This window comes from Streptomyces sp. NPDC048255 (assembly GCF_040652415.1).
Lineage (GTDB): Bacteria > Actinomycetota > Actinomycetes > Streptomycetales > Streptomycetaceae > Streptomyces.
In genome coordinates, this window is the sequence record NZ_JBEZMA010000038.1 from 13,790 (window position 1) to 28,333 (window position 14,544).

Here is a 14,544-nt window from a genome sequence, read left to right on the forward strand (position 1 = left end):
CGACGCGCTGAAGGGCCAGGAATATCCACGAGGTCATCGTGCCACCATCTGCCTGAGGCGAGTGGGCAGCCTGTCATCCCACTGAAGCGACGCTTCAACCTGCGGGCCTACCAGTCCCGGAGGCCATGACGAGGGCCCCGGCTGACGGCCGCTGGCACGCCGGTCCTGCCCGGCTGTTGCCCCGACTGCTCAAGGGGCGTACGCGAGGCCCGGTGTTCGTCACCCACTGCAAGCCCGGCCCCGGCGAGGTCGTCAACCTGCGGGACATCTGCCCGGACACCGGGCTCGCGCGTCTCTCGTACATCGGCACCGTCAACGCTCCGGTCCGGCACCGCAAGCGGCTCGCCGTCAGTGTCCTCGATCAGGTGACCCGTCTTCGCGTCCATCAGGTGCCCTGCAGAGCGGGTGTCCACCTGATTCATGACACCCCCGTGTGAGGCGATGGGTCTCGGTCAAAGCTGCGGCGTTGGGTGGGGTGGATAGAGCGGTGGTCTATGGATGTTGCCTGTCCTGTGCGGGGGCAGGGCCGGGCGTGCATTTGAGTCATATTCGAACACCCTTCGCAGAATGAGGTGTTCCGCGGCTAGCGTTCGATTCGCCTCGGGGGGAGGCCTCACACAACGTCTCCTCCCTCCGTCATGCCCTCACTCAGGGCCAACGAGCAGGGGAAGGGGAAACCGATGAGTACCCGGCGTAAGAAAGCGGCCGGTCTGATGGCAGGTGTCGCGCTCCTCGGGATCGGCGGCATCACGCCGGCGAACGCGGGCGTCACCGCGGAAGGCCAGTTCGAGTCCCACATCTCGTGGTGGACGGCTCCGACGGAGTCCCGCCGCTGGTGGGACAACAACGACACCTGGGACTACACCGGCATCTACTTCCAGGGATGCAAGTCGGACGACGACCACCGGGGCTACGACTACGCCTCGCTGCGCCTGTGGAAGGACATCTCCAGCGCCCCGGACCGCAGTAAGGGCACCCGGAACAACTACTGCGGGTGGGTTGACTACGGCGATCCGAACGACGCGGGCAACTACTACTTCGCGCTGACGGACGTCGGTAACGGCGACTACATCAACATCGACTACGTCAAGGCCGCCTGGTAGTCGCAGGCCGGATGAGGGGTCGGATTTCCGACCCGCGAGGGTGCCGCCCGGTGGGGGCGGTGCCCGATACACAGAAGAGGGATCGAGTGAAGATCGGTTTGAAGTCGTAGGCCGGGGCTATGGCCGGTGCCGCTCTGCTGGGTGCGGTGTCGGTGATTCCGGCGCACGCCGGGGTGACGGCAGAGGGTCAGTTCGAGTCGTCCATCACCGGGTGGCGGGTGGGTAATGAGTCGCGCCGCTGGTGGGACAACAACGACACCTGGGACTACACGGGCATCTACTTCCAGGACGGCATCTCGGACGGCGGTAGCGGGTTCAACTCCGCCGGGCTGCGGCTGTGGAAGGACATCTCTTCCGCTCCGGACCGCTCCAAGGGGACCCGGTCGAACTACTGCGGGTGGGTGGACTACGGCGACCCGAACGACGCGGGTAACTACTACTTCGCGCTGACGGACGTGTACAGCGGCACGTTCCTCACCGTCAAATACGTGAAGGTCGCCTGGTAATACGGTTGTTGAACAATTAGTGCGAGGGTCCCGGTGGATTCAGCACCGGGACCCTCTCCCGTCCACGCTCCCACGACCAAAGCCATCCCGCTGGCGGTGGGGTGGCGGATTGTGCGTTCCTCCATGCCTCTGGTTTTTGATCACGTTTCGTTCCGGTACGGGCGGAAGGCACCCGTTTTCAATGAATTCAGTCTCCGGATTGATGCGCGGGCAACGGTCCTCCTCGGCCCGAACGGAGCCGGCAAGTCCACACTGATGGCCATCGCCGCCTCCCACCTGGCCCCCTCCTCAGGGTCGGTCACCTTCGAGGGAGGCACCGCAAAGGGCCGCCATCTGGCCGCCTACCGCAAACGTGTGGCGTGGATCCCCCAGCAGATCACCCCCATGCCCGGGCTGACCGTACGCGAACAGGTCGCCTACGCGGGATGGCTCAAGGGCATGCCGAAAGACTTGGCGTGGAAAGCGTCCGAGGACGCGCTGCGCCGCGTCGACCTCACCCGCCTCGCGGAGCGTAAAAGCCACCAGGTGTCCGGCGGGCAGCTCCGCCGCATGGGAATCGCGGGGGCACTGACCCACCGCAGTGATCTGATCTTGATGGATGAGCCGACCGCCGGCCTCGACCCCACGCAGCGCGTGGTGTTCCGGGAGCTCGTTGACGACCTCGCCGGCAGCGTGCAGGTGATCGTCTCCACGCACCAGACCGAAGACCTCGCCGACCTGTATACGCACGTGGCCGTCCTCGCCCACGGCAAGATCTGCTTCCAGGGCAGCCCCGCCGACTTCCACGCCCTGGCACCGGCCGCCACACGCGGACGCGAGCAGGCCGAAGCCGCCTACGTGATGCTCGTCGGACGGGAGATCTGACCGATGCGTATCGCCACTCTCCTGCGGTCCTCCTCCGCCGGAGTCATGCTCGTCTTCCTCGCCGGCTACGTCCTGCTGCTCCTGTCGGAGCCGATCACCATGGGCACCGTCCCCGGTTACGGGCCGTCCGTCCTCGGCAACGCCTCCTACACGATCCCGTTCGCCGCGGCAGCGTGCGCGGCGAGCGGAGCGTGGGAAAGCGCACGCCTGCGCCGGGGCAACGTCTTCGGGCAGACTCCTTCCCGCAGCCGGCTCGCCATCGCGCTGCCGCTGCTGGTCCCGGTGTGGGCGATGGGCGTGGTCGGGATGCTCATCGCGGTCGGTGTCGCGGTCTCGGCCGCGGGAACGCTTCCGCCCTTCTCCCACCTGGGCATGTTCGTGGTGTACGCGCTGCTGATGGCGGCTGCCACGCTGGCCGGATACCTCCTGGGCGGCCGTCTTCCGCACCTTGCGGCCGCACCGTTGGCGATGGTCGCCGGGTTCTGCCTGACCGCGTTCCCCGGCTCCTGGGACACCCCGTGGCCCCGCCACCTGGTCGCCGGCGCCTACGACAGCTGCTGCTCGGTCGGATCGGTCATCGACCCTGTGGCCGTGTGGGCGCCGCTCCTGTTCACCGGTGGGATCATCACCGCGTGCCTCCTCGCGATCGCCCGGGCAGACCGCTGGAAGCCTCTGGCCGCCCTAGTCGCCGCGTCCGCGGCCTCGGTGTTCCTGGTCGTGGACATGGGCTATGACCCGGTCGCCGACCGGAAGCCCGACGCTCTGGTCTGCGACACCGCCGGCGTCCCGGAGGTGTGCCTGTGGCCCGAGACTCCAGGACGTACCCGGATCGTGGCGACCACCCGCACCTACAGCGGCCGCCTGAAAGACGCCGGGCTGCCCGTGCTCTCCTCCCTCACCCAAAACCGTGACCTCAAGCCCGGACAGGCCGGCTTCGGAGGCAAGGGCCAGGTTCGCGAGCAGGGCATCGCCGCCAACCTCACCAACACCCTCCTGCCCCCCATCCCCGAATGCGCCCGAACCAGCCACAAGTACCCGGCGTTCCCCGCCCGGGGGCCGCTCACCGCATGGCTCACCGCCATAGCCACCCAAGTCCCCCCGGAGCCGGTCCAGGGCCGCGTCTCCCCCGACGACGCGAAACTCGCTCAGCAGGTCCTCACGCTGCCCTCCGACCGTCAGCACGCCTGGTACGAAACGAACCGGGCCGCGCTCACCGGCTGCGACCAGAAGCCGACCCTGAACCCTGAAGGAGCAGGCCGGTGAACTGGTGGGCCGCATCCCGTAACGTCCCCACCCTCGCCGCCGTCACCGCTGTGACGGCCGGCGCAGGCCTGGCATTCGGACAGAGCCGCATCCCCGTACCGGCGATGGTCGGCGGGGCCGGACACTTCCTTCTCGCCGCGCTGATCACCGTCATCCCCGCCGTGACATGGCTCGCCTTCACCGGTCGCGCCCGGGACGCCACTGAAACAGTCGCCGTGCGGGCCGTCCACCGCTTCGATACCTCCCTCGCCGCCGCCTGCGCGACCCTCGCCCTGAGCATGGCCGTCCTCGGACACTTCGGGGGCGCCGATGCCGTGGCCCTGGCGATCGGCCGGAACACCGCCTTCTACCTCGGCCTGGCGCTCATCCTCAGCCCCCTCACCGGCGCCCGGATCGCAGCCCCGGTCCTCACCGCCATACCCCTGGTCCTCGCCGTCGGAGGATGGAAGAGCGGCGGCCGCGGAGCGCAGCCGTGGGCTGTCGTCCTGCACCCCTCAACCAGCATGCCCGCCCTCCTGGCGGGCGTCGCGGTCCTGGTTGCCGGAGCGACGTTCAGCAGCCTCAAGCCGCCGCGCGGCGCCGTCTAAGCGACCGACCTCGACTGACCACACAACCAACAAGACGGGCCGCCCCACTCAACCTGGGGCGGCCCGTCCACTGATGGCCTGGCGGACGACACCTACTGGGGCAAGTACGCAGACGCCGTCCATGCGCAGTTCGGAGGTGACCGCATCCCTCAGCACCCCAGCGGACACGGCCCGCGCGGATGGCTCGACCTCCCCCTGGTCGAGGCCGGAGCGGTCGCCGAACGGCTCCAGACCTGGACCCGCGAAGGGCCGGCAACGGCCTGATGGTCGCGGTCGACGCCCACACCGACTTCCACCGATTCAACCGGGCCGGATGGAGCCACCCACTGCTCGCGGGCACCATCGAACTCGAAGGATGTTCAGTGCTCGGTCTCAGTTGGGACCCTGGGGACCACTCCATGCGCCACCGTGGAGAGCGGGCCCACGGACAGGTCTACCCCGCCAGCCTCGAAGCCCGCGCAGGCGCAGCGGTACTGCGCTGGACCATCCCGCCGTACGGCCCTGGCCGGTGAACTACAGCCCGGCTGGGGGGAGGCCAGAAGAACCCGCTTGAGCTGGACGGTTCAGCCAGGAACACTCGCCCAATGAGCCACAGAACGCAGCCGGGCCGCTGGGACGGGCCCTGGTACCGGGTTCGCACGGAGCACTTCGAAGCCGCCTTCCTGCCGAACGCAGGCGAGGATCTAGAGTCGGTGGACAACGTCGACGTCTTCGTGGACCTCAACGACGGATCCCGCTGGAGCGCGACCATCACCACCCTCGAACAAGTCGAGGTCATCATGGCGAGATGGGCCGAAAGCGGGGAAGCCCTGGGTGGCCGCTACTTCTGGTGCTCGGACGGTCTCATCGTCCGCGATCCCGGCATCAGCAACATGACCCAGGTACTCACGGGCCTGATCGAGTCCGACGTGTTCACGCAGATCCTTCACCGAGTCGACGTCTGACCCGGCACTGTCCGGGCCCGCGGCGGTTTCTCAGTTGAAGCCACCGAGCAGCCCCAGGGCCTCAGTTGTAGATCGGGAAGGATGCCTGGAACGCCAGGCGCTCGTCGGCCGTGTCGCCGATGCGAGCGAGAACCCCGTCGAGCGCGAGGACTCCTCCCATGCCGCCCGGCCAGTCGCTTGGGCCAGGCGTGCCACGACGAGATCTTCCAGGTCCTGGACGCGCTTGTTCTTCCAGCGTGGACATCGGCGGCTTCACCGCAAATGATCAACATTCCACAGCTGTCCTGGCGCCGGATCGACCACCTCTCCGACGTCGTCAGCGTCGGCCAGGAGATCACAGCCGAAGTCCTCGACGTCGACATGGTCCGGGAACGGGTACCGCTGTCGCTCCGAGCAGTGCAGGAAGACCCGTGGCCACAGGTGGTGCAGCGGACCGGGCAGGTGGTCACCGGACCGGTCACCAAGATCGTGCCGATCGGCGTCTTCGTCCGCATCGAAAACCGAGACGACGGCTTCGAAGGGCTCGTACACACCAGCGAGCTCGATGAATCGCCCGAGGACGTTATCGAGGTAGGCGACGTCCTGGAGGTGAAGATCATCGATGTCGATCTTGTGCACCGTCGCATTGCCCTGTCGCAGGTCCAGGCATCTGCCGCCAGCACACAGGACAGGCCGCATGCCTGACGATGAGACGACTCAGAGGCGGGTCGAGGCAGATGAGGCGCTCGCGCAGCGCAACACGATCCGGGGGAGAAACCGGTTGATAGTCGGAGGCGAAGCGGCGGGGAGCGATCTCCTCGCCGACGACGAGATCAGACTCATTCAGCGGGCACTCGCTGAATGGGGCGGACCAGCACGCTGCAGTGATCACCTCGCCGTGGGCATTGGGTTCACCGACCGGCGCGACCTACTCGACCAGTGCAACAGGCTACGGAACGCGCTCGCCTGCGACGTGCCGCTCACACAGACCGACTGGGCGCGTGTCCTACTGGCGACCGAGATCGTCTTCGTCAGCGACCTCATGGGGTCCGGGGTCGAATGGTCCACCACCACGGGCCTCAGCGACGAGTCGACCATCCGGGCACTCCGGAAGATCCAGCGGAAGTTGGGCAGGACCATCGGGCCCTATTACGGCAAAACCCCAGGTGAATGATGCACTGACTTCAAGCGTCCCTGGCGGCAGTGCTGATCAGTCAGTTTCATCAGTGCCTCAGGATCAGCACCTGGCTCGGCTGCAGCTGGCGCCGGTCAGGTTCGCCTAAACGGGCGAGGCGCGATGCGCCCCGGTTACAGAGGGCTACTTGTCACTTCGCGGCAGCTTCGGGAGTACAGGGCCCAGGCGGCGTAGGCGTCGGCGTCGCCCGCGCACAGGTGGACCGCGGGGTGGTCGGGCAGGTCGCGCCAGCACGGTCCGACCGGGCCGGCGGGGTACCGCCAGGACGCGCCTTCGGTCTCCTCCCAGAACCGCTCCCCGTAGACGAGGCCGAAGCCGCGTTCCTCGGCGTGGGTGGTGAAGCCGGTCGCGTCGGTGAACGCCGCGTACTGGGTGTTGGTGACCAGGGTCCGGCCTATACGGCTGGAAGCAGAGATCGCGATACCCATGCTCCTCGAAGAGTTCTCCGATATTCAGGTCGGAAGCGTCGAGGAGATGGAATTTTACGAGCTGGGCATCTTCGGCCCCAAGTCACTTCCCATACAAGTGAAGCGGTGAACGGAATTGGAAAAAGAGGGGGAACAGGCCGTAGATCCGGCAGAAGCTCCAAGAAACCGCTCATCGAGCGAGCTCCATGTCGCGGAAGTGATGGCACTTTCCAGCCTTTCCACCCCCATGGCCATCCGCGTCGCAGCGACTCTCAAGATCCCTGATCTCATCGCCCAGGGGGAGTGCCACCCGGACAGGCTTGCGTCTGACAGCGGCGTCGATCCAGGATCGCTGCTGCGTCTCATGCGTCATCTCGCCACTGCGGGCATCCTGACGGAACGTCCCTCGGGCGGATTCGAGCTGACGGACCGGGGAGAGACCCTCCGGTCCGACCACCCCGCCGGCCTGCGCCCCTGGCCCGACACGACCGGCGCCCTCGGAAGATCGGACCTTGCGTTCTTCGGTCTCCTGGAGACGGTGCGCACAGGCCAGCCGGCGTACGAGGGCGTATTCGGGAGGCCGTTCTGGGACGACCTCAGTGAGACCCCCGAACTGGGTGATTCCTTCGACACCCTGATGGCCTCTGAGCGGGGGAGGGCAGCCGATGAGATTGCCGAGGCCCTGGCCTGGACCTCAGTCTCGACCGTTGTGGACGTCGGCGGAGGCACAGGCAGCCAATTGGCTCGGATCGTCAAGGGGAACCCGCACCTGCGGGGAGTTCTCGTTGACCTCCCTGCCACTGCAGCGGCGGCTGGACGCCATTTCGTGGAGGAGGACGTCGCGAGCCAGTGCTCCACAGCGGCAGGCAGCTTCTTCGAGCCTCTTCCGCCGGATGCCGACCTCTACCTCCTCTCTTTCATCCTTCATGACTGGTCCGACACCGCAGCCGCAAGGATCCTGCGCCGATGCGCTGACGCAGTTGCCCGCAATGGTCGAGTCGTGATCGTCGAACACGTCCTCGACGATTCTCAGACCGGTCGACGCATCACCGGGATGGATATGCGGATGATGACCACATTCGGCGGCCGCGAAAGGGCGCTGAGCGAGTACGCCGCTCTCGCCGAAACCACGGGACTGAAGGTGGTACAGGCTCAACGGATCCCGTCGGGAGCTTCGGTCATCGAGTGTGCGCCAGCCACCTGACAGCAGGACTGTGCATCTGAGCGAAGCAGCCAGACGAAGGGCGGGCGGGCCGGGCAATGTGCCGGCCCGCCCGCCCTCGTGAAGGCTTCAAACTCAGCCAAGCACATTCAACGCCTCGCGTGCCTTCCCCGCGGGGTCGATGAATCCTGAGGTCCCCCAGCCTCGGACTCGGCGGCGGCCTGCTTGGCCTCCTTACGGGCCTTGAGCACCTCGAAGACCACTGGGACGACCGAGATCAGCACGATGCATACAAGAATGGATTCGACGTGCTCCTTGATGAAGTCGATCTGGCCGAGCCAGTATCCGGCGAGTGTTACGCCCGCGCCCCAGCCGATGCCACCAATGATGTTGTAGGTCAGGAAGGTGCGGTACTTCATCGAGCCGGCGCCGGCGACCATCGGGGCGAAGGTGCGGATGATCGGCACGAAACGGGCGAGCACGATGGCCTTCGGACCGTGCCGGTCCATGAACTCGTGGGCCTTGTCGAGGTTCTCCCGCTTGAAGAGCTTGGACTTCGGGCGGTTGAAGATCTTCGGTCCGAAGAACTTGCCGATCATGTAGCCGACCTGGTCGCCGATGATCGCGGCGGCCACGATCAGCGTGCAGACCAGCCACAGCGGCTGCTTGATGTACTGGCCGTCTGCGACCAGCAGACCTGCCGTGAACAGCAGCGAGTCTCCGGGAAGGAAGGCGAAGAGGCCTGATTCCGCGAAGACGATGACCAGGATGCCGATCAGTCCGAAGTTCGAAATCAGATAGTCAGGGGACAGCCACTCAGGACCGATTGCAAGCGTGTAAAGGGGTTCCACGAGGTCCGGGCTCCTGAATCGACAGAGTGAAAGAACAAACACTGATCGTCCCTAGTATCAGTTACCTGGTACTGAAGATTGATGTCAGATGGTCGTATTCAGGCCAGCAGTGTCGAAGGTCGACCTCGATCCGTCAGCGGTGATCGCTGCTCGGCGAGGTGATCGGTCCGCCCTGGTTTGTTCCGTCTGGTGTCGGAATAGCCCTTCGCGTGTCGTTCAGGCTGCGCCGGGGTTCCCCGTCTCCTGGGGTGGTACTGATCGTTCCTTCATGGCCGTCGTCGGGTCGTCCGTTGTGGGAGGAGGCGCTGGCCGAACAGGGCATAACCGTGCTGTTCAAAGCAGATGCTGAGCGGATGGCGGAGAGGCGGAGGCCCTGGACGTTCGTGGCCAGTGGCGCCCCGTTGCGTGACGACATCCTCGTGCGTACCGATGCTGCGTCGGTGGAGCAATGCCTCGAAGCCTGCCTGCCCCGCCTGCGCGAACTGGGCTTCACTTTTCCCGAGTGACGAGGTATGCCAGCGGGAGTGGAGCGACAACTCACCGCGTGTGGTCACCGGGGGCGTATCGGCTCCAGGTTCCGCCGACCCCGTCTCGGCTCCAGGTGCAGCGGCTTCGACTCCGGGCAGCCAGTCCTTGGCCAGCGGGCGGGAATCGGCAAGCTGGGGCCCGCCGACCGACTGTCTGTCAGGGGGTGGGGGGCCGGAACATGATGGTTCCGAACCCTGTCCGCCCGGGCTCGGTGAGAGTGAGGTTGCCCGCGTGGTAGTCGATGATCTGGTCGGACAGGAACAGATCGACGTCGGGTTTCTTCACGGTGCTGATCTGGGTCCGGGTGCCGTCCTTTGCCGCGTAGGCGTATACGGACATGTCCTGGGGGCCCTTTCCTCCCAGGACATAGACGGCGTCCTGGTCGGCTCCGAGGAACCGGGGGGTGATGAGGGGCTCGAACGGCTGGGTCCAGGTGGTGGCGCCGGTCTCAAGGTTGAGGGCGATGATCTGGGTGGGGGTCTTGCTGCTGTAGGGGTCGCCCGCGATGAGGTAGGCCGTGGGTCCGCTGAAGGCGATGTCGAAGCGCGTGGCGCGGCCGAGGCGCGGGCTTGTGCGGAGCTGGACCTTGCCCGCGCTGGAGGGGAGCGGAACACGGCGGGCCACGGTGCCGTCCCGGGTGAAGGTCACGAGTTCCGGGGATATGGCTTCTTCGAAGGCTCTGGGGGTGACGATCGCGGTCATGGGGGCAGCCCCGACCAGACTGACATGGCCCCCGGGGGGAACGGGCATGCGGACGGGCGCGCCGACCTGCTGGCCTGAGGCATCGATGGTGGCCACCCAGTACATCCACGTCTCGGGGCCGCCCTCCGTACCGACCATGACCATGAGCCGGTCACCGTGGGCGGTCATGTCATCGTTGAGGAAGTACGTGTCGGAGCGGACGCCGATATTGGCCCAAGTCCACGCTTCGGTGCCGTCGGGGCGCAGGCCGACGACCGTGTTCGGGGTCATGACGGCAAGGACATCACCGGTGAGGAAGGCGAGCCGGGTGGTGTCGTTGGTGAGCGGCTTGCCATTCAGCGGTGCGCCGTTGATCTGCTTGGTCCATACGATCTTGCTGCCGCTGCGGGTGTCGACGAGCGAGACGCGGTCGCAGCTGGCCTTGTAGTGGAGCGGGTCCCCCTTGATCCACGCGATGGCCCCCAGGCCGTCGGCGGTCAGACCCTCGGTCATCCCGCAGGGGTGCATATCCGGTTCGGGCGGGACGACGGTACCCAGCTGCTTGCCGGTCGCAGGGTCCAGGATCTCCACGCCGATCCCTCGGCCTACGTAGTAGGCGGAGTTCGTGCGCCAGGTGGCCATGAACGCTGTGCGCAGCGGGTCGCCCTCGGCAGGCGGCGTCTTCCATGCCTGGGCGAGCTGGGCCGGGACGAACGGCTCCTTCGGTACGGCGCTGCTGCTCTTGGCGGCCGGACTCGCGGCAGGATCGCCGCTGCAGGCGGTCGCGCCGGCGAGGAGAAGGGCGGCAGCGGCAGTGGCGACGAGGATCCGGCGGCCATGGTCCCGCAGGCGTCTGCTGTCCTTCGGTAGAGGTATGAGGCCGGAGTCCTCGGCAGGGGACGACTGCGGATGGTGCGCCATGCGGTGACGTTCCTCTTCGTTTCGATGGGTGGTGTGGCTGCGCTCGTCCCCCCGGCCGCCACGGGGGACGGCCCGGGGCGTGACTACGTACGCCGGTAGGAATCGTGTCACAGCCGCACGTGACAGTGATCTTGCGAAGGCGTCACACACAGGAGTGGGGGCCGCTGGGAAAGAACTGCAGGGGCGACTTCGGTGCCAGTGCCGCCCTTCCGGTCGTCGCCGCCTGCTGCGATGCGGTGGGGGGCGCGCCCGAATCGCTCGGCCTCCAAAGAGGGGTTGCGCTGGTACGTGCGGGCCAGGCGGCCAGGTGACGCCAGGCGGTGAGATCCTGAGCGGTGACAGGCGGCGGAGATGGCCGTGACGACCAGCTCGGCAGCGCCTCGGTGCCAAGCAGTGAGGCCCCCGGAGGCCTCACTGGACGGGCGTGCACGGTCGGGTTACTGAGGTTCTCGGGTTGGCGTCGACGGTTCATGATCCCAACGGCATACCGCAGGGATCATGAACCGTCACTACCCGACGCCAACCCGAAAAGCTCAGTAGGTGCGGCAGCAGCGTCGTGTCAGAATCCAGCGCATGTCTGTTCGATATCCATCCCCCCTGCGTCCCGGTGACCGCGTCGGCATCACTTCTCCTTCGAGCGGAGTCACGAAAGAGCTGCGTGCGCGCCTCGACGTGGCCATTGGCGACGTGGAGGCCCGGGGATACGAGGTAGTTGTCGGCCACTGCATGGACGGTGCCGGCCATGTCAGTGCCCCTGCGGCCGACCGCGCCAGCGAATTGATGTCTATGCTGACGGATCCCGACATCAGAGCGGTGGCGCCGCCCTGGGGTGGGGAGACGGCGATCGACCTGCTACCCCTGCTCGACTGGGACCGGCTGCGTGACGCCGAGCCGACCTGGCTAGTCGGGTTCTCCGACATGTCGACCATCATCACGCCGCTCACCCTCCTCACAGGAACAGCGACCGTGCACGGCAACAACCTGATGGACACGCCCTACCGGGTCCCCGAGGGACTCTTGTCATGGCTCGACATTGCCGCTGCTCCGCAGGCGCACCGATTTACCCAGACCCCGCCCAACCGCTACCGAGCCACGGGCTGGGACGACTACCGCGCCCAACCTGAGGTACGCGAATACATGCTCGACACGCCCGGCAGGTGGACCAGGCTGGACGCCGACGGAGACGTGGAGGTCGAAGGACGCCTGATCGGGGGCTGTATCGAGACCCTTTGCAACCTCACGGGAACGCCTTACCTCGACGTTTCAGCCTTCGCACGCGCCGAGTCCCCGGAAGGGCTCCTCGTCTATGTCGAAGCGGCTGGCGACGAGGCCTTCACCATCTGCAGAAACCTGCACGGGATGCGGTTGGCCGGCTTCTTCGACACGGCGAACGCGATCCTCGTCGGCCGGACATCGGCACCTGACGCCAACTCACTCACACAGCACCAAGCCGTTCTCGACGCACTTGGCTCCTTGAACGTTCCGATCATTGCCGATGTCGAGTGCGGGCATGTTCCGCCGTACCTGCCCGTCGTCAATGGAGCACACGGCCGAGTGGTGCACACCTCAACGCGCAGCGAACTGATCCAGACACTGGACTGACGCCCCGAGCCAGATGTCGTGCCCCCCAATCACGAAAGCCAGCCTCCGGCTGCTCCGATGGTCCTAAAAGCCAGATCTGGGCGACGCCGTCTTCACCGTGGCTCCGATGATGTCCCGCCCGGAGCCGCAGTGATCACGCCGTGGGTTGGGATGCCTCCACGCGAGTGCGCGGGCCGGGCACCGTCGCCCGGATGGACAGGTCCAGATCGAGACGACTGTTCATGTCCAGCTCAAACCGGCCGTACGGATTCACATGGGTCCAGAACATCGGGGAGAGCGCCCGCCGGTCGGCGTCGGTGAGCATGTCGGCCCACTTCGGATCGGCGAGGACCTGCTGCATTAGCAGCGTGTTGACGTGCACGAGAGCGGACTGGAGCAGGTGCAGGGCGAGCATGGACACCTCCTGGGACTCCTTGTCCGCACCGGCCAGGTCGCCGTCCTTGCCGTAGAAACGAGGGCGCACTCCACCTCGCAGCCATCTTGATCTGGACGCGCCTTTGGAAGACTGAGGACGTGCGCTCGCCAGGGAAGCCCTAACTCAGGGCTCGGACGAGGCGTGGACTGCCCTCATCCTCCCGCGCACATGTCCTCGTTCGGCCTCCTCCACAGGATCTTCAGGCAGTACGCCAGACCCAGGCGAGGGCGGCTCCCGGAGTGACGCAGGACAGGAAGGCGGCCGGACCGGCCGATTCCCATCCCAGGGCCGTCGGCAGCAGCAGGAGCAGTCCGAGGACGAGGATCCCGAGAGCTGGGAGGTGGACGACGGGTCTGAACCGCCGTACCCGGGGCGTCATGTCCCAGTCGAGGGCGCCCTTCAGGAGCGCCGTCGGCGGAACGATCAGGAGGAGTCCGAGGATGAGGTTGAAATTGAGGTTGGCCAGGCCCGGCCGTTGGCGACGGCCGTCGGTCAGCACCGGCGAATCTGGGCGAGGGTCGCCCGGCGCGTAGTACAGCTGGATCGTTGTGCCCGCCTTCGGAGCGTGCTGGGTGGTCATCGCGCGCTTGGTCACCTCGCGGGGCCCGTTGTCGTAGGGGATCCGCAGGACGAGATCGGTCTGGTAGTACACCGGCCCGTCGGGGTCGTCCTGCCCGCGGACCGGATCCCCGGCGAGCCGGACCACGGTCGCCGGATGCTCCCCCCATCCGGCTGCGTCCAGCCGAGCGGTCTCCCGTCCGTACTCCGGAGAGACCATGAGCCCCATGGCGAAGCAGGCCAGGGTGGCCAGCGGCACCAGCAAGGCGACGAACCACACCAGTGTGTGGCCGCCGTACTCGCCGTCGGCGACCGAGGTGTAGCGGAAGGGCCTGGTACTCGCGGGGCCACGCCGCGGCCAGTACGACTTCCGCCGAGGGGCCCGGAGCGAAGAGACGATCCAGGCGGCGGCGAAGAGCAAGGACAGTGCGGCCATCGCTGTCTCGGCGTACAGCGGCGGATACGGTCCGACGCCCCACAGCACGCACCCGATTGCCCCGGCGGCGCTGAGCACCATGCCCCAGCCGGTGAGCGTGGTCCACACGCTCCGCCCGTACTGGTACTTGCGTCTCCCTACCGACCGCTTCATCCCGCCCCCTGTTCGCGTGATTGCGCGTGGCAGGATAGATCAACTCGGCCGGAACAGGTGCTGTTCAAGGAGACAGAACCTAGGGCCTGTGTGATGTCGTGATCATTCGGTGGTCTTGATCAGGTCGTCGATCCAGATCATTGCGGCACGCAGGTGGAGGCCGGCGAGGTAGCTTTCGGGTGTCTTGTCGTAGCGGGTGGCGATGTCTCGCCAGGCCTTCAGCTTGTTGATCAGGCGTTCGACCGTGTTCCGTTCCTTGTAGAGGTCGGCGTCGTGGCTGAAGGGCCGGCCGCCTCGCGCGCCCTTCTTCTTGCGGTTGGCGGCCTGGTCCCGCTTTTCCGGGATGACAGCCTTGATACCGCGTCTGCGCAGGTAGGCCTTTGGTCGAC

14 protein-coding genes and 4 pseudogenes are annotated in these 14,544 nt (G+C 66.6%); 12 read left to right on the forward strand and 6 right to left on the reverse strand.

Going from position 1 to position 14,544, the window contains the following annotated elements; genetic code table 11:
• Nucleotides 1–158: 158 nt before the first annotated feature.
• The 9 genes and pseudogenes from AB0D94_RS25790 to AB0D94_RS25830 all read left to right on the forward strand — a co-directional run.
• A pseudogene (locus AB0D94_RS25790) lies at nt 159–302 on the forward strand (site-specific integrase); the annotation flags it as partial.
• Nucleotides 303–680: 378 nt separating this feature from the next.
• Nucleotides 681–1,103 (forward strand): hypothetical protein, encoded by a 423-nt coding sequence (locus AB0D94_RS25795; RefSeq protein ID WP_362056028.1) that lies wholly within the window; start codon nt 681–683, stop codon nt 1,101–1,103.
• A gap of 119 nt (nt 1,104–1,222) precedes the next feature.
• Nucleotides 1,223–1,609 carry a hypothetical protein gene (locus AB0D94_RS25800; RefSeq protein WP_362056030.1) on the forward strand — a complete coding sequence of 129 codons (387 nt, stop codon included), beginning with the start codon at nt 1,223–1,225 and terminating at the stop codon, nt 1,607–1,609.
• 111 nt (nt 1,610–1,720) lie between these two features.
• Nucleotides 1,721–2,473 (forward strand): ATP-binding cassette domain-containing protein, encoded by a 753-nt coding sequence (locus tag AB0D94_RS25805; protein ID WP_362056032.1) that lies wholly within the window; start codon nt 1,721–1,723, stop codon nt 2,471–2,473.
• Between the two features lie 3 nt (nt 2,474–2,476).
• A complete protein-coding gene (locus tag AB0D94_RS25810) occupies nt 2,477–3,736 on the forward strand; it encodes a hypothetical protein (protein ID WP_362056034.1) in 1,260 nt (419 codons plus the stop codon).
• Nucleotides 3,733–4,323 (forward strand): hypothetical protein, encoded by a 591-nt coding sequence (locus AB0D94_RS25815; protein WP_362056036.1) that lies wholly within the window; start codon nt 3,733–3,735, stop codon nt 4,321–4,323. Before AB0D94_RS25810 ends, AB0D94_RS25815 begins: the two co-directional genes overlap by 4 nt.
• Nucleotides 4,324–4,907: 584 nt before the next feature.
• Nucleotides 4,908–5,267, forward strand: coding sequence for a hypothetical protein (locus AB0D94_RS25820; RefSeq protein WP_362056038.1), 360 nt, complete (start codon nt 4,908–4,910; stop codon nt 5,265–5,267).
• Nucleotides 5,268–5,528: 261 nt separating this feature from the next.
• Nucleotides 5,529–5,951, forward strand: a pseudogene (locus tag AB0D94_RS25825) (S1 RNA-binding domain-containing protein); the annotation flags it as partial.
• Nucleotides 5,944–6,420 (forward strand): hypothetical protein, encoded by a 477-nt coding sequence (locus tag AB0D94_RS25830; protein WP_362056040.1) that lies wholly within the window; start codon nt 5,944–5,946, stop codon nt 6,418–6,420. The pseudogene AB0D94_RS25825 and the gene AB0D94_RS25830, both read left to right, overlap by 8 nt.
• Before the next feature lie 134 nt (nt 6,421–6,554).
• Here AB0D94_RS25830 and AB0D94_RS25835 read toward each other — a convergent pair whose 3' ends face one another.
• Nucleotides 6,555–6,869 (reverse strand): SUMF1/EgtB/PvdO family nonheme iron enzyme, encoded by a 315-nt coding sequence (locus AB0D94_RS25835; protein WP_362056042.1) that lies wholly within the window; start codon nt 6,867–6,869, stop codon nt 6,555–6,557.
• A gap of 226 nt (nt 6,870–7,095) precedes the next feature.
• Here AB0D94_RS25835 and AB0D94_RS25840 point away from each other — a divergent pair, with 226 nt between their 5' ends.
• Complete coding sequence (locus AB0D94_RS25840; RefSeq protein WP_362056044.1) at nt 7,096–8,052, forward strand: methyltransferase; 957 nt, start codon at nt 7,096–7,098, stop codon at nt 8,050–8,052.
• 164 nt (nt 8,053–8,216) lie between these two features.
• On the opposite strand, the pseudogene AB0D94_RS25845 reads toward AB0D94_RS25840, so the two are convergent.
• A pseudogene (locus AB0D94_RS25845) lies at nt 8,217–8,861 on the reverse strand (VTT domain-containing protein); the annotation flags it as partial.
• A gap of 248 nt (nt 8,862–9,109) precedes the next feature.
• On the opposite strand from AB0D94_RS25845, the gene AB0D94_RS25850 reads away from it, so the two are divergent.
• On the forward strand, nt 9,110–9,367 hold the full coding sequence (locus tag AB0D94_RS25850) for a hypothetical protein (RefSeq protein WP_362056046.1): 258 nt from the start codon (nt 9,110–9,112) through the stop codon (nt 9,365–9,367).
• A gap of 178 nt (nt 9,368–9,545) precedes the next feature.
• Here AB0D94_RS25850 and AB0D94_RS25855 read toward each other — a convergent pair whose 3' ends face one another.
• Entirely contained in the window at nt 9,546–10,991 is a 1,446-nt protein-coding gene (locus AB0D94_RS25855; RefSeq protein ID WP_362056048.1) for a hypothetical protein, read from the reverse strand.
• 573 nt (nt 10,992–11,564) lie between these two features.
• On the opposite strand from AB0D94_RS25855, the gene AB0D94_RS25860 reads away from it, so the two are divergent.
• Nucleotides 11,565–12,593, forward strand: coding sequence for a S66 peptidase family protein (locus AB0D94_RS25860; RefSeq protein WP_362056050.1), 1,029 nt, complete (start codon nt 11,565–11,567; stop codon nt 12,591–12,593).
• A gap of 133 nt (nt 12,594–12,726) precedes the next feature.
• On the opposite strand, the gene AB0D94_RS25865 is transcribed toward AB0D94_RS25860, so the two are convergent.
• From AB0D94_RS25865 to AB0D94_RS25875, 3 genes and pseudogenes are all read right to left on the reverse strand, one after another.
• Entirely contained in the window at nt 12,727–13,056 is a 330-nt protein-coding gene (locus tag AB0D94_RS25865) for a Tn3 family transposase (protein ID WP_362056052.1), read from the reverse strand.
• Nucleotides 13,057–13,207: 151 nt separating this feature from the next.
• Complete coding sequence (locus AB0D94_RS25870) at nt 13,208–14,155, reverse strand: DUF3592 domain-containing protein (protein WP_362056054.1); 948 nt, start codon at nt 14,153–14,155, stop codon at nt 13,208–13,210.
• A gap of 102 nt (nt 14,156–14,257) precedes the next feature.
• A pseudogene (locus AB0D94_RS25875) lies at nt 14,258–14,536 on the reverse strand (transposase); the annotation flags it as partial.
• Nucleotides 14,537–14,544: the final 8 nt, after the last annotated feature.

Bases quoted from the DNA above. Each gene is read 5' to 3' on its own strand.
- AB0D94_RS25830 (WP_362056040.1), top strand. From the start codon at position 5,944: ATGCCTGACGATGAGACGACTCAGAGGCGGGTCGAGGCAGATGAGGCG.
- AB0D94_RS25860 (WP_362056050.1), top strand. From the start codon at position 11,565: ATGTCTGTTCGATATCCATCCCCCCTGCGTCCCGGTGACCGCGTCGGC.
- AB0D94_RS25840 (WP_362056044.1), top strand. From the start codon at position 7,096: ATGGCCATCCGCGTCGCAGCGACTCTCAAGATCCCTGATCTCATCGCC.
- AB0D94_RS25795 (WP_362056028.1), top strand. From the start codon at position 681: ATGAGTACCCGGCGTAAGAAAGCGGCCGGTCTGATGGCAGGTGTCGCG.
- AB0D94_RS25835 (WP_362056042.1), bottom strand. From the start codon at position 6,869: ATGGGTATCGCGATCTCTGCTTCCAGCCGTATAGGCCGGACCCTGGTC.
- AB0D94_RS25820 (WP_362056038.1), top strand. From the start codon at position 4,908: ATGAGCCACAGAACGCAGCCGGGCCGCTGGGACGGGCCCTGGTACCGG.
- AB0D94_RS25800 (WP_362056030.1), top strand. From the start codon at position 1,223: ATGGCCGGTGCCGCTCTGCTGGGTGCGGTGTCGGTGATTCCGGCGCAC.
- AB0D94_RS25870 (WP_362056054.1), bottom strand. From the start codon at position 14,155: ATGAAGCGGTCGGTAGGGAGACGCAAGTACCAGTACGGGCGGAGCGTG.
- AB0D94_RS25810 (WP_362056034.1), top strand. From the start codon at position 2,477: ATGCGTATCGCCACTCTCCTGCGGTCCTCCTCCGCCGGAGTCATGCTC.
- AB0D94_RS25855 (WP_362056048.1), bottom strand. From the start codon at position 10,991: ATGGCGCACCATCCGCAGTCGTCCCCTGCCGAGGACTCCGGCCTCATA.